The organism is Cupriavidus sp. 05T42 (assembly GCF_056396345.1).
The window spans coordinates 320,501-333,126 of the sequence record NZ_JBFTLH010000005.1; the positions used below are offsets into that span (position 1 = coordinate 320,501).

Here is a 12,626-nt window from a genome sequence, read left to right on the forward strand (position 1 = left end):
TTTGCATATCAGCGCGGCACCTCGATGAGCCACTGCATGCGGAACGTGACCGACTCCCCGGGCGCCAGCGCGCGCAGGCCGGTGCCCTCCCAGCCCCGGGCGCACAGGTTGACGGCGTCAGCCACGTGCGAGACCGGCTCCAGGCAGACGAAGTCGCACCCGCCGGGCGCATGGAGGATCAGATGCTCGAGCGGCTCGGCGGCGCGCAGGGTCAGCGTGGCGCCGTCCGCGCGTCGCAGTGTGGCCTGGCGCTTCCAGCCGCTGTAGTAGACGGAGAGGTCCGCATCGGGCAGATGACGCTCGCGCAGGAAGGCCTCGCGCCGCCCGATGGCCGCACGGCCCGTGGCCACCCCGTCACCGTCCGCCGGCCAGACGTGGGCCGCATCGAACTGGATACGCAGACCGGGCGGCCGGGCGAAGAACGGATGGAAGCCGCCGCCCACCGGCATCGGCGTATCCCCCACGTTTCGGATGTCGAGCGCGGCGGCGAGGCCCGCCTCGTCCAGCACCAGCGACTGCCGCGCCAGCACGGCCCAGGGCCAGTCGGTGCCGGGCGGATGCTGGAGCGCCAGCGTGATCGCATTTTCCTGAGATTCCACCACCTGCCACGGCCGGACGTGCCCGAAGCCATGCATCGCGTGCGGCTGGCCCGGATGCGGCGGCAACTGGACCTCGCGCCCCTGCCAGCGGAAGCGGCCATCGCGGATGCGGTTCGAATACGGCAGCAGCGGATAGCTGCCGGCCTTGGGCCAGGCGCGGGCCTCGAAGCCCTCGCGCAGCGCCTCGGCCGGCATGGGTGCGAGCCAGTCGATGGCGGTGCCATCGGCGCGCGTGGTGGTCAGCGCGGCCATGCGGCCACCGGCGGCGGGCGCCACGGTCAGGACGTGGGCGCCCGCGCGCACGGTGTGCAGTGCGCCGGGGGTCAGCCAGCCGCTCACTTCAGCAGCAGGTCCGGCAGCCACATCGAGAACGCCGGCACGTAGGTGACCATCAGCAGGGCCGCCAGCAGCGCCCCGTAGAACGGCCAGATCGTCTTCATCACCTGCCCCACCGACACCCCGCCGATGGCGCAGCCGACGAACTGCGTCGTGCCAACCGGCGGCGTGTTCAGCCCCAGCGCGCAGTTGATCAGCATCATCATGCCGAACTGCACCGGCCCCATGCCGAAGTGCTGGCAGATGGGCAGGAAGATCGGCGTGCAGATCAGGATGGTCGCGGCCATGTCCAGGAAGGTGCCGAGGATGAACAGCATCACGTTCACCATCAGGAAGATCATCCACGGACTGGTGGACAGCGAACTCAGGAACTGCCCGGTCAGCTCGGCCACGCCATAGAGGCTGATCAGGTAGCCGAAGGTGCCGGAAATGCCGATCAGCAGCAGCACCACGCCGGTGGTCTTGACCGCCTTGGCCGCGGCCTTGACGAACTGCTCGCGCGTCAGCGAGCGGTAGACCAGCACAGTCAGCGCCAGCGCGTAGAGCACCGCCACCGCCGCCGACTCCGTCGCCGTGAACACGCCCGACAGGATGCCCACCAGGATCAGCACCACCACGAACAGCCCGGGCAGCGCCGCCGCCAGCGAGTGGCCGACGATGTCCCAGCCCGGGAACTTGCCCGCCGGATAGCCCCGGCTGCGCGCCACGAAGTAGGCGGCGGCCAGGTTGCAGATCGTCAGGATCAGCGCCGGCAGCACGCCGGCCAGGATCAGCGCGGCAATCGACACCTTCCCGCCCGCCGCCAGCGTGTAGATGATCATGTTGTGGCTGGTCGGCATCAGCGCGCCGACCAGCGCCGCGTGCGTGGTCACGTTGACCGCGTAGTCGGCGTGGTAGCCCTCGCGCTTCATCATCGGGATCATCACCGCGCCCATGGCCGACACATCGGCCACCGGCGAGCCGGAGACGCCCCCGAACAGCGTGCACGCCAGCACGTTCGACATGCCCAGCCCGCCGCGCACATGGCCGGCCATCGACTTGGCGAAGTTGACGATGCGGTCCGCGATGCCGCCGTACAGCATCAGCTCGCCGGCGAAGATGAAGAACGGGATGGCCAGGAACGAGAACGCGTTCATGCCCGAGGTCATCTGCTGGAACACCACGGCCAGCGGCAGGCCCTCGTACAGGATGGTGATGACCGCCGACAGCCCGATCGAGAACGCCACCGGCACGCCAAGGACCAGCAGGCCGAAGAAGCTGATGGAGAGAATGATCAGTGCCATGCCGGCTCCACTTCCGTGCCTTTCAGCACCGCAATGATGTGTTCGATCGAAAACAGCACGATCAGCGCGCCGGCGATCACCGGCGGCAGATAGCGCCAGCCCTCGGAGATGCCGAGGGTGGGCAGCTTGTAGTCCGCCACGGACAGCGCCAGCAGCGCGCAGTTGTAGGCCATGACCGCGCCGAAGGTGCCGACCAGCACGTGGATCAGCAGCTCGATCTTGGTACGGATGCGTTCGGGCAGCAGCACCAGCAGGGACTCCAGGCCGATGTGGCCGGCGTCGCGCACGCCCACGGCCGTACCGAGCATCGTCACGTAGAGCACGAGCAGCATGGCGATGGTTTCGGCCCAGGTGGGCGTGTCGTTCAGCACGTAGCGGCCGAACACCTGCGTAAGCACGGCAAGGACCAGCAGCACGAGCCCGGTCACGCCCAGCGCCATGCAGGCGCGGGCCAGCGTGGCGCAGAAGCGGGTGTAGAAGTTGACGCCGGCGGGGCCAGCGGGGCTGGTGACAGGCGCCGGAGCGGGCCCCGGCGTGCCGTCCACCGGCGTGGCCGGGGTGGGGGAAGACGAAAGCATGATGGGGCCCTTACTTCGTATCCTGCGCGCGGCGCACGAGGTCCTTCATCTGGGCGCTGGTGATGAAGCGGTCGTAGACGGGCTTCATCGCGGCCTGGAACGAGGTCTTGTCGACGCTGATGATCTGCACGCCGGCGGCCTCCACCATCTTGCGCGACTTCAGCTCGCGCTCGTCCCACAGCTTGCGCATGTACGGCACCGAGTCCTTGGCGGCCTGGCGGACCATCGCCTGGTCATCCTTGGACATGCGGTCCCACATCACCTTCGAGAACAGCAGCATTTCGGGCGCCATCGAGTGCTCGGTCAGCGAGTAGTACTTGGCCACCTCGAACTGGCGCGAGCTTTCGTAGCTGGGCCAGTTGTTCTCGGCGCCATCGACCAGGCCGGTCTTCAGCGCGGTGTAGACCTCGCCCCACGGCATCGGCGTGGCGTTGGCGTGCATCGCCTCCAACAGCGAGACCCAGAGGTCCGACTGCTGCACGCGGATCTTCATGCCCTTGGCATCGGCCAGCGTGCGGATCGGGCGCTTGGTGGTGTACATCGAGCGCGAGCCGCTGTCATACCAGGCCAGGCCGATAAAGCCGTTCTTCTCGCACGACTTCAGGATGTCGTCGCCGATCGGGCCGTCCAGCACGTGGCGCATGTGGTCGGTAGAGCGGAACAGGAACGGCATCGTCGGGACGATGGTCGCCTCGCAGATGTTGTTCATGGCCGCCGAGTTCACGCGGACCATCGAGAGCGCGCCGATCTTGGTCTGCTCGATCGCATCCTTCTCGCTGCCAAGCGAACCCTGCGCGAACACCTTGACCGTCAGCCGGCCATTGGAACGCTGCTTGAGCAACTCGCCCATGTGGCGCACGGCCTGCACGGTCGGGTAGTCCTCGGGGTGGATGTCAGCCGAGCGCATGTCCGCGGCCTGCGCGGCCATCGGCATCGCCACGGTGGCCAAGGTGGCAGCAGCGGCGGCCATGGCGGCCATCAGGGCGCCCAGGCGGGCGCGCGGGAGTTGGGTAGAAAACATGAAGTGCCTCCGGATTTGTAGTTTTTCGATCAAGACTTCAAGACTTGGGGCTTGCGGGCAAGCAATGCGGTGATACGGCAATACGGGTGTCAGGCGCGCAGCGTGGGCTCCTCGAGGCCGCGCACGCCCGGTTGCAGCGCGAACACCGCGCCCGAGAGCGGATCGGTGTCATCGGTGCGGATCGACGTGACATAGAGGGTGTCCAGCCCGGCGCCGCCGAACGCGCACATCGCCGGCTTGGCCACGGGCACCGCCAGCGACCGGTCCAGCCGGCCGTCGGGCGTGAAACGGTGGACCTGCCCGGCGTCGTTGCCGCAGATCCAGTAGCCGCCCTCGGCATCCACGGCGGCGCCGTCGGGGCGGCCCGGGTAGCGGTTCATGTCGATGAACAGGCGCGGGTTGGTCGGCGTGCCGGTGTCGGTGTCGTAGTCGTACGCCCACACGGCCTGCCGCGCGGGGTGCGAATCGGACAGATACATGGTGCGGCCATCGGGGCTGAAGGCGAGCCCGTTGGGGGTGATCAATTCGTCACGCATGACGTCCAGTGCGCCGGTGGCGGGGTCATGGCGATAGAGTTTGCCGTCGGGCGCGGCCAGCGACATGTCCATGACCATCGTGCCGGCCCAGAAGCGGCCTTGGCGGTCACAGCGGCCATCGTTGAAACGCATGCCGGCGCGCGCATGGTCGACCGTGGCCACGCGTTGCAGCGACGGTGTGGCCTGCCCCGGCACCAGCCGGGCCACACGGAACAGCCCGGTCTCCATCGCCAGCAGCCAGCCGCCGTCCGGCGTCATCGCCATGCAGCCGGCCATCTCGGGCAGGCTCCAGTGGTCGGTCTGCCCGCTGGCCGGGTCGTATCGCCACAGCGTGCGGCCGGGAATATCGGTCCAGTACAGCGCGGCCTCGGCGGCGTGCCAGACGGGGCTTTCGCCCACGCCGCAGCGCATGTTGCCGATGCGTTCGATCGGGGTGACTTGCGAAACTTGGTCGCTCACGGCGTCAGTCCCCGAACGGGCCGGCCTTGACGAAGGCGCCGCCCTGGTACCAGCCCGCCGAATCATCCGCCGGCAGCGGCGGCACCGATTCCACCTTGGCCCGGAACTGCTCCGACGACTCCACCGGCCGGAAACCGAGCCGCGCCGCCTTGCTGTTGTCCCACCAGCTATCGCGGTTGGCCGAGGCGCCGTAGACGATCGTGAAGCCCACTTCCGGCACGAAGACCGCGCGCTTGATCAGCTGCTCCAGATCGTCGTAGCCGAGCCAGGTGACCAGCATGCGGCGGTCCTTCGCCTCCGGGAACGACGAGCCGATGCGCAGCGCCACGGTCTCGATGCCGTAGCGGTCGAAATAGAAGCTGCCCAGCTGCTCGCCGAACGCCTTGCTCACGCCGTAATAGCCGTCCGGGCGCGGCGGCGAATCGGCGTCGAGCACCTCGCCCTGCTTGTAGAAGCCAATCACGTGATTGGAGCTGGCGAACACGATGCGCCGCACGCCATGGCGCCGCGCCGCCTCGTAGAGGTGGTAGGTGCCCTGGATATTGGCCGGCAGGATCTCCTCGAACGGACGCTCCACCGACACGCCACCCAGATGGACGATGGCATCGACGCCCGCCACCAGCGCGTGGACGGCCTTGGGATCAGACAAATCGCAGGGCACGACTTCTTCCTGCGCGCCTGCCGGGCCGAGGTCGGCGATATCGGAGATACGCACCACATCGGCATAGCGCTTCAGGCGGTCACGCAGGACCTTGCCGAGGTTGCCGGCCGCGCCGGTCAGCAGGATGCGATGGCAACGGGTGACGACACCGTCGAGCGGATCTTTGGGGGCGAGGGACATAGGTTCGGGATGCGCTGGCGTGGCCCCGCCAAGGGCCTCGCGGGATATGTGGATAGGTTGATTGATCTGTCGTCATACAACGTGACTGGAATCTAATCGTCCGTCAACCTGCGGTCAAGGCGGTGCAACGTCAGTGAATTCCCTAGAAGTTTTAGTTTGCAGACAACTGAAACGGATTGGCGCGTATTGGGGTTTAGGATGATTTTGGTGCTTTGAAAACGGTGTCTTTTGACAGGGGCCGGCGAGACCCATCGACCGGAGATCGGCCATCCATATGGGTTGGCTCAAATCCATCGGCAGCGTCCAGGCTTTCGTGCATCGTCCCTGCATCGACGACGGCATCTCGACGGAGATGCCGAAATGTCTGCCATCCGACCATCCTCCCGCAAAACTGACAGGCGGCTCTAGTGTTGCGCGCTGACTAATGTCTCGTCCTATGTCTTGCGATGTTATTTTTCTGTAAGGTACGATGTCATAGGACATCTGACGACTTGGGTTGCCTTTCCCAACCCCGGAAATCAGCGGTCCCGGCGCCCCGGATAGCCAGTCCGGGGCTGCCTTCACGCCACGCCGGTGCAGGTCAACGCCTGAGCCAAGGACGTCGCAGAAGTCCACAAAGAAACAGGCACCGGCCATTCCGCAACAACAACCGATAACGAGCCAGGATGGAGACGCAAACCATGAAGCGAGCCCTCGCGCCCTTCTTCACTACCGCAGCACTCGGCGCCGCCGCACTGGGCGCCACGGCGCCCGCCCACGCGCAATCCAATGTCACGCTGTACGGCATTGTCGATACCACGATCCGCTACACCTCGAACGAATCCGCCGCCGGCAACGGCAAGGTCCAGATGACCGACGGCGTGCTTACCGGCAGCCGCTGGGGCATGTACGGCCTGGAAGACCTGGGCCGCGGCTACCAGGCGCTGTTCGTGCTCGAATCGGGCTTCTCGCCCGACGCCGGCCAGAGCCTGCAAGGCAACCGCCTGTTCGGCCGCAAGGCATACGTCGGCTTGCAGGGCGACTTCGGCACGGTCACGTTGGGCCGCCAGTTCACCGTGATCCACGAAGTCATCGCCAGCTACGACGCGATGGCGCTGGCCAACCTCGCCATCGTCGGCTTCCAGGGCGGCAACTACACCGGCGGCGTGCGCCAGGACAACATGATCAAGTACTCGGGCCGGTTCGGCGGGTTCTCGATCGCGGCGCAGCACGCCTTCGGCGAGGTGGCGGGCAGCTTCTCGAACTCGTCCTCCACGGGCGCCAGCGTGAGCTACGCCTCGGGCCCGTTCATGGTCGGCGGCGGCTACCAGATCATGCGCGACACGGCGGCGTACTACGGCGTGGCCGTACCCGTAAGCGACCAGAAGGTCTGGACGCTCGGCGGCACCTACAAGGTCGGCCCGGCCACGGTCTACCTCGGCTACACCAACAGCAACGTCGACAACGCCGGCTACAAGAACCAAGCCGGCTACCTGGGCCTGCAATACGCGTTCACCAACGCGTGGTCCGTGATCGCGACCGGCACCTACGACCACCTGAAGCACGGCGACGACTCCGGCAACCGCTTCACCGGCGCCCTGATGCTCGACTACGCGTTCAGCAAGCGCACGGACGTGTACCTCGAAGCCGACTACACGAACCTGACCGACGCCTGGCGCACGCTGGGCGGCCAGTCCACCTTCCAGACCCCCTTCTACGGCCACGGCAGCCGGGTTGGCGTGATGGCAGGCCTGCGCCACAAGTTCTGATGTGACGCCTGTGGCGCGCCGCCGGCTTTCCGTGTTGTTCCGGCGGCGTTGCCACAGCAAGAATCGCGCAAAAAATCTGCACAGGGGTCTTGCCAAACCCAAAACTCACCGCTAAGATTGCGGGCTCAGTTCGATTGTTTCGCAAGCAACGCAAGGCGCTGCAAACACTCAACGGTGTTGCCGAAGTAGCTCAGTCGGTAGAGCAGCTCATTCGTAATGAGAAGGTCGGGGGTTCGATTCCTCTCTTCGGCACCAACAGCATTACCGGCGACGCCAGTTTTTCCGCGTCGCCTTCAAAAACCCGCACCGCGCAAGCGCTGCGGGTTTTTTCATGGGCGGCGCACTTGGGGCGAAGCTCAGGTCGCGGGCTGGAGCGAGCGCACGCGCAGCTCGCTGCGGTACTGGTCCACCTGCCACAGGTCGTACGCGGCCTGATGCGCGAGCCAAGACTCGGCGCTCTTGCCGAACGCCAGTTCAAGCCGAACCGCCATCTCCGGCGTGATGCCAGCCCGGCCATTCACGATCTCGGAAACCGTCTTCCGCGAAACATCGAGCGCCGCGGCGGTATCGGTAATCGTCAGCCGCAGCGGTTCGAGCCAAAGCTCCGCAAGCAACTCGCCCGGATGCGGTGGATTGTGCATGCGCATGGCGCCCCTCTCACTAGTGATAGTCAATGTAGTTGACGATGTGCGCGTCCCCGTTCTCGAACCGGAAGGTCACCCGCCAGTTCGCCTGCACCGTCACGGCCCAAAGCTCCGCGCGGTCGCCCTTGAGCGCGTGCAGTCGCAAGCCGGGCGCATCCATATCGCGCGCCGAGGCTGCCCCGTCCAGCAGCGCCAGGATCAGCCGCAACCGCTTGGCGTGCATCGCGGGAATCGCCGCCGTGCTGCCTGTGGTGAAGAAGCGTTCGAGACCCTTGTGCGCAAATGAGCGAATCATGGTGAGACGGCAATCGTCGGCGGAGAGTGTAACCCCTAGGGTTACGTAACGCAAAGATCTCCTCTCAATCGCCACGTTCGCGACCCGCCAAAAAGAAAAGCCAACCCGCTAGCAGGTTGGCTTTTCTGATTCCAGTGCCTCGTGATCCGGTTCCGCGTAACGCCTTCGCAGTGTGCTGGACCGCGTCTTCATTCGCTGCCCGGAACTAGCTGTCGCGGATCCTGCGGCACCCCAGGACACGCTTCCAGCTTAGTCCAGATTTCCCGCCATGGTGAGCGTGGTTCAGCGGGCGTCGTTCAGCATGCTCGGCGCGCCGCCGGGACGACGATGGCGTGGGGTGGATGCAGCGGCTGCCAGGCTTCCGAGCGGGGTGCCGGCTGGGGCATGGCGCCCGTGTCGCCCAGCAGGTGCCGGATGCTTGCCTCCAGCCGTTCGATCGAGGCCGATTTCGGCGCGTGCGCCATCACCCCGCAGACCTGTAGCGATGACGGCACGTGCAGCCAGATGTTGTCGGAGAGCAGCAGGATGCGCGCCTGCGGCATCCTGCGATGCAGCCGGCGCAGCAGCGCCCAGTTGTCGGTGGACTCGCTCGACATGCCGTACACCACCAGCACCCGCTCGTCGGCCACCGCCAGCGTCCCCACGGCCTCCGGGTCGATGCTGAGGACGGGACCGATGTCCGGCAGGTGCTCCAGCATCCGCAGGATGCCGATCCGCACCAGCGGCTGGCTGTCGATGATGATCGCGCGCATGGCTGTCTCCCCGTTGGTCTTGCCGGGGAGCCATCCGCAAGGGCCATGCCAAAGGAAGAAGGGCAAGCCGATCGGCCCGCAAACCCTTGCCGGACAAGGGAAGACCGCCGCCGGGAAAGCGCGCCGGCGGCGCCGTACCGATGTTACGACAGCCGTAACGTCCGCCCAATCCGCCGTAACACCACGCCGGTCAGGTCACCGAGATCCGGTCGTCCACCACGCGCACCTGGCCACCGGTCTTGTCCTCCATCACCTTGAGGATCTTGTGGCCCACCTGCATCGTCACGCCGCCATGAATGCGCCGTCCCACGGCGATCACCGCCTCGTCGGATGGCTTCATCTGCTCGGTCAGCTTGGCGATCTCGGCGTCCAGTTCGAACAAATCTCGGTTGATCTTGTACATCGTCGCGCGCGCTTTTTCGCGGATGTCGCCGACGGCGCGCTCTGGATGTTTCGCGAAAAACGCGGCCAGTTGCTGGAGCTTGGCCTGCTCCTCCAGGATCTTGCGCCGTTGCTCCTCCAACTCCGCCTTCTGCTGGTCGGCAAACGGGTTGAGGCCCACCTGCACCGTCGTGGCCGTGCCGGCTGGCGCGCCTAGCATGGCGGTGCTGACGCTGGCCAGCGCGCGTGTGCGGCCGCCGCTGATGCTGCCCTGGCCGGTCGGGCTGCCCACCGTGACGCGCTCGCCCGCCGAGACGTCGCTCTGGCGGATGCCGCTTTCCACCACGACCTCGGTAGCCGCCTCGACAATCGCATTCTGGATATAGCGCGCATGCACCGCGCCCTTGCTGCGCACACTCGCAATCTCGCCAGAATCGGCGCCGTGCGCGGTCTCGGCCTTGCCGATGATGCCGCCCTTGACGATGACGTCGCCGCCGGCTTCCACGTGCGCCGCCTCGATCGTGCCGCTGACCACCACGTCGCCGGTCACGCGGACCGACATGCCGGTGCGAATGTCGCCCGACACGCGCAGCGAGCCGTCGAACGTGACGTTGCCGGAGTGCAGGTCCACCGCCTCCACGTCCACTACGGGGCTCACGATCACGCCACTCGGCAGGACGCGCGGCGATCCGGCGATCACGGCCAGCAGCAGCAGCGGGTCGTTGGGGTCGATGGCCACGCCGGTCAGGTCCGCGGCGAACGGCGTATCGATCATCGGGTCAGCCGGGATCGGTTTACCCAGGATGTCCATGCCGTCCTGGCCCGGGCGGGCCGGGGTGCGGCGCATCAGCGCCGTGCCGGGGTTCACCAGCAGCAGGCTGCCCAGGTCGCGCAGGTCGAAGCGGTCGTCCTCGTTCTCGGTCTGCGCGGGCTTGCGCGGCTGCACCAGGCTGTCGAAGCGCGCTGCCTGGCCCTGCACCGGCGCCACACCGCGCGCGATTTCGCGCCCTTCGCAGCTGCCGGCCTCCAGCGCCACTTCGATGGCCGCCTTGTCGAGCAGCGCCACCACGTTCATCGAGGTCGCCGCGGCGGCAATGTCCTCGATATTGATCGCCCGGCCGCCCTCGGGCGGCATCAGCGTCAGCAGCAGGGACAGCTTGTCAGCAGTGATTTCGAGTTCGAAGGCCCCGTCGAGCAGGCTGCCGATCACGCCGTCGACCTCGCCGTCAGCCAGTTGGCACTGGGTCAGGAAGGCGTTCACCGCGCCCTGGTCGAGCCGCGCGCCGCGCCAGCCATGTTCCTCGAGGCTGGCTTCGAGGGTGGCGCGGTCGGGCGGCAGGCGTCCCGGCTCCGGTGCAAAGCACGCGCGTACGTGGTCCCCTGGCTGGCTCAGTTCCAGGCGTAGTCCGGCGTCGGCTGTCATGTGTCCCCGCTTCTGTGTGGCAGGCGATGGCAGTCCGGCCGGGCCGTGGCCCCGATCCTTCCGCAAGGATCGCCGTTTGCTGCCGCCAACTCTGCTTGTCGTCGATCTTTGATCAACGGCAGCGGGCGGAGTGAACTTTAGCCCACAAAAGTGGGGTATCACTCCTGCTGAGCCCCCCGGAAATCGGGCGATGACGGGCCGGGCGGCGGGATTTCGGTAAACTGTCGCCCTCCGATGTCCCCCGCCGCAGGTTTTGCCCTCCATGTCCAATAGTTACGAAGTCCGTCCCGGCCAGTCCATCGAGCTGCTCAAGGCACTCCACATCCTGACGCGCGACGGCAAGATGAACCAGGACAGCCGCCGCAAGCTCAAGCAGGTCTACCACCTGTTCCAGTTCATCGAGCCGCTGCTGCGCGAGGTGGCGGACGCGCGCGGCGCCGTCTCGCTGGTGGACCATGGCGCCGGCAAGTCCTATCTGGGCTTCATCCTCTACGACCTGTTCTTCAAGGATCTGCCTGAGGAACAGGGCAAGAACTCGCACATCTACGGTATCGAGACCCGCGAGGAGCTGGTGAAAAGCTCACAGGAGCTGGCCGCGCGCGCGGAATTCCCGGGCATGTCGTTCCTGAACCTGTCGGTAGCCGAATCCATCACCTCGCCCGCCCTGCCCGCCACGGTGGACGTGGTGACCGCGCTGCACGCGTGCAACACCGCCACGGACGATGCCATCCGCTTCGCCCTGGCCCGGCAGGCACGCCACATCGTGCTGGTGCCGTGCTGCCAGGCCGAGGTGGCCAGCGTGCTGCGCAAGCACAAGGGCAAGCTGCTGGCCGGCAATCCGCTGACGGAGATCTGGCGCCATCCGCTGCATACGCGCGAGTTCGGCAGTCAGGTGACCAATGTGCTGCGTTGCCTGCAGCTCGAGGCGCACGGCTACCAGGTCAGCGTGACCGAACTGGTGGGCTGGGAACATTCGATGAAAAACGAGTTGATCATCGCCCAGTACAAGGACCTGCCGCGCAAGCGGGCGGCCGACCGGCTCCAGAACGTGCTGGAAACGCTGGGACTCGAGGAAATGGGCGAGCGGTTCTTCACCGCGCCCTGACGGGGCCGCCCGGGCAGGCTGGGGTCAGCCTTCGTCTTGGGATTTTTCCGACATCCACTGCCGATAGCCGTCGACGCCCAGCCGCCGCATGGTGGCCTGGTTGCGCTCGTAGATATCGGCGGCGTCCGGAAACGCCTCGGCGGCGCGCGCGATGCTGTCTTCCCGCAGCAGGTGCAGGATCGGATACGGCGCGCGGTTGGTGTAGTTCTCGATGTCGTCCGGCTCGGTGCCTTCGAACTGGTAGTCCGGGTGGAAGCTGGCGATCTGGAGTGTGCCGGCCAGCCGCAGGCTGCGCAGCAGGCGCTCGGCGAAATACAGGAAGTCGTTGTAGGTGAGGAAGTCCGCCAGCGCGTGCGGCACGATCAGCAGCGTGGTGTCGGTCTGTGCCGGATCGGCGTCCGCCAGCCCGCGCAGTTCACCCTCAAGTTCCTCGAGCAGGTCTTCCGCCCCCATGGCCGGGCTGACCACGTAGCGCACCTGATCCTTCACATAGACGCTCTTGGCGAACGGGCACAGGTTCAGGCCGATGACGGCGCGCGACAGCCAATGGCGCACGGCCTCGACGATCTGGGCATCGGTGGCATCGGCAGCATCGGCGGAATCAGGAAAGGCAGGCATGGCGGGG

The 12,626-nt window shown here is 66.6% G+C and carries 13 protein-coding genes and 1 tRNA gene; 3 read left to right on the forward strand and 11 right to left on the reverse strand.

The annotated features are described in order from the left end of the window. Nucleotides 1-8: 8 nt before the first annotated feature. The 6 genes from AC1EJR_RS09430 to AC1EJR_RS09455 all read right to left on the reverse strand — a co-directional run bounded on the left by AC1EJR_RS09430 (nucleotide 9) and on the right by AC1EJR_RS09455 (nucleotide 5,653). A complete protein-coding gene (locus tag AC1EJR_RS09430) occupies nucleotides 9-962 on the reverse strand; it encodes an aldose 1-epimerase (protein WP_477113004.1) in 954 nt (317 codons plus the stop codon). Beyond that, a complete protein-coding gene (locus AC1EJR_RS09435) occupies nucleotides 935-2,218 on the reverse strand; it encodes a TRAP transporter large permease (RefSeq protein WP_092292289.1) in 1,284 nt (427 codons plus the stop codon). The genes AC1EJR_RS09430 and AC1EJR_RS09435 overlap by 28 nt, the downstream gene beginning before the upstream one ends. After that, nucleotides 2,209-2,658 (reverse strand): TRAP transporter small permease, encoded by a 450-nt coding sequence (locus AC1EJR_RS09440; RefSeq protein ID WP_092293275.1) that lies wholly within the window; start codon nucleotides 2,656-2,658, stop codon nucleotides 2,209-2,211. Before AC1EJR_RS09440 ends, AC1EJR_RS09435 begins: the two co-directional genes overlap by 10 nt. A 148-nt stretch (nucleotides 2,659-2,806) precedes the next feature. After that, nucleotides 2,807-3,775 carry a TRAP transporter substrate-binding protein gene (locus AC1EJR_RS09445; RefSeq protein ID WP_369823397.1) on the reverse strand — a complete coding sequence of 323 codons (969 nt, stop codon included), beginning with the start codon at nucleotides 3,773-3,775 and terminating at the stop codon, nucleotides 2,807-2,809. A 131-nt stretch (nucleotides 3,776-3,906) separates the two neighbouring features. Next, nucleotides 3,907-4,764, reverse strand: coding sequence for an SMP-30/gluconolactonase/LRE family protein (locus AC1EJR_RS09450; protein ID WP_255370759.1), 858 nt, complete (start codon nucleotides 4,762-4,764; stop codon nucleotides 3,907-3,909). A 52-nt stretch (nucleotides 4,765-4,816) separates the two neighbouring features. Then, nucleotides 4,817-5,653, reverse strand: a complete 837-nt coding sequence (locus AC1EJR_RS09455) for an NAD-dependent epimerase/dehydratase family protein (RefSeq protein ID WP_092292283.1) — start codon at nucleotides 5,651-5,653, stop codon at nucleotides 4,817-4,819. Between the two features lie 680 nt (nucleotides 5,654-6,333). Here AC1EJR_RS09455 and AC1EJR_RS09460 point away from each other — a divergent pair. Further along, entirely contained in the window at nucleotides 6,334-7,401 is a 1,068-nt protein-coding gene (locus AC1EJR_RS09460) for a porin (RefSeq protein WP_092292281.1), read from the forward strand. Between the two features lie 179 nt (nucleotides 7,402-7,580). Next, a tRNA-Thr gene (locus tag AC1EJR_RS09465) sits at nucleotides 7,581-7,656 on the forward strand. Nucleotides 7,657-7,757: 101 nt separating this feature from the next. On the opposite strand, the gene AC1EJR_RS09470 is transcribed toward AC1EJR_RS09465, so the two are convergent. The 4 genes from AC1EJR_RS09470 to AC1EJR_RS09485 form a co-directional block, all read right to left on the reverse strand. Continuing rightward, a complete protein-coding gene (locus tag AC1EJR_RS09470; protein ID WP_092292279.1) occupies nucleotides 7,758-8,048 on the reverse strand; it encodes a HigA family addiction module antitoxin in 291 nt (96 codons plus the stop codon). Between the two features lie 13 nt (nucleotides 8,049-8,061). Next, nucleotides 8,062-8,340 carry a type II toxin-antitoxin system RelE/ParE family toxin gene (locus AC1EJR_RS09475; RefSeq protein WP_454756900.1) on the reverse strand — a complete coding sequence of 93 codons (279 nt, stop codon included), beginning with the start codon at nucleotides 8,338-8,340 and terminating at the stop codon, nucleotides 8,062-8,064. 296 nt (nucleotides 8,341-8,636) lie between these two features. Next, on the reverse strand, nucleotides 8,637-9,092 hold the full coding sequence (locus tag AC1EJR_RS09480; protein ID WP_441591923.1) for a response regulator: 456 nt from the start codon (nucleotides 9,090-9,092) through the stop codon (nucleotides 8,637-8,639). A gap of 190 nt (nucleotides 9,093-9,282) precedes the next feature. Further along, nucleotides 9,283-10,896, reverse strand: coding sequence for a DUF342 domain-containing protein (locus AC1EJR_RS09485; protein WP_092292275.1), 1,614 nt, complete (start codon nucleotides 10,894-10,896; stop codon nucleotides 9,283-9,285). Between the two features lie 262 nt (nucleotides 10,897-11,158). Between AC1EJR_RS09485 and AC1EJR_RS09490 the strand changes: the two genes are divergently transcribed. After that, nucleotides 11,159-12,001 (forward strand): class I SAM-dependent methyltransferase, encoded by an 843-nt coding sequence (locus AC1EJR_RS09490; RefSeq protein ID WP_092292273.1) that lies wholly within the window; start codon nucleotides 11,159-11,161, stop codon nucleotides 11,999-12,001. A 24-nt stretch (nucleotides 12,002-12,025) separates the two neighbouring features. Here AC1EJR_RS09490 and AC1EJR_RS09495 read toward each other — a convergent pair whose 3' ends face one another. Beyond that, nucleotides 12,026-12,619, reverse strand: a complete 594-nt coding sequence (locus AC1EJR_RS09495) for a DUF1415 domain-containing protein (RefSeq protein ID WP_092292271.1) — start codon at nucleotides 12,617-12,619, stop codon at nucleotides 12,026-12,028. Nucleotides 12,620-12,626 lie beyond the last annotated feature (7 nt).

Bases quoted from the DNA above. Each gene is read 5' to 3' on its own strand.
- AC1EJR_RS09445 (WP_369823397.1), bottom strand. From the start codon at position 3,775: ATGGCCGCCATGGCCGCCGCTGCTGCCACCTTGGCCACCGTGGCGATG.
- AC1EJR_RS09455 (WP_092292283.1), bottom strand. From the start codon at position 5,653: ATGTCCCTCGCCCCCAAAGATCCGCTCGACGGTGTCGTCACCCGTTGC.
- AC1EJR_RS09475 (WP_454756900.1), bottom strand. From the start codon at position 8,340: ATGATTCGCTCATTTGCGCACAAGGGTCTCGAACGCTTCTTCACCACA.
- AC1EJR_RS09450 (WP_255370759.1), bottom strand. From the start codon at position 4,764: ATGCGCTGCGGCGTGGGCGAAAGCCCCGTCTGGCACGCCGCCGAGGCC.
- AC1EJR_RS09470 (WP_092292279.1), bottom strand. From the start codon at position 8,048: ATGCGCATGCACAATCCACCGCATCCGGGCGAGTTGCTTGCGGAGCTT.
- AC1EJR_RS09480 (WP_441591923.1), bottom strand. From the start codon at position 9,092: ATGCGCGCGATCATCATCGACAGCCAGCCGCTGGTGCGGATCGGCATC.
- AC1EJR_RS09495 (WP_092292271.1), bottom strand. From the start codon at position 12,619: ATGCCTGCCTTTCCTGATTCCGCCGATGCTGCCGATGCCACCGATGCC.
- AC1EJR_RS09440 (WP_092293275.1), bottom strand. From the start codon at position 2,658: ATGGCGCTGGGCGTGACCGGGCTCGTGCTGCTGGTCCTTGCCGTGCTT.
- AC1EJR_RS09485 (WP_092292275.1), bottom strand. From the start codon at position 10,896: ATGACAGCCGACGCCGGACTACGCCTGGAACTGAGCCAGCCAGGGGAC.
- AC1EJR_RS09435 (WP_092292289.1), bottom strand. From the start codon at position 2,218: ATGGCACTGATCATTCTCTCCATCAGCTTCTTCGGCCTGCTGGTCCTT.
- AC1EJR_RS09460 (WP_092292281.1), top strand. From the start codon at position 6,334: ATGAAGCGAGCCCTCGCGCCCTTCTTCACTACCGCAGCACTCGGCGCC.
- AC1EJR_RS09490 (WP_092292273.1), top strand. From the start codon at position 11,159: ATGTCCAATAGTTACGAAGTCCGTCCCGGCCAGTCCATCGAGCTGCTC.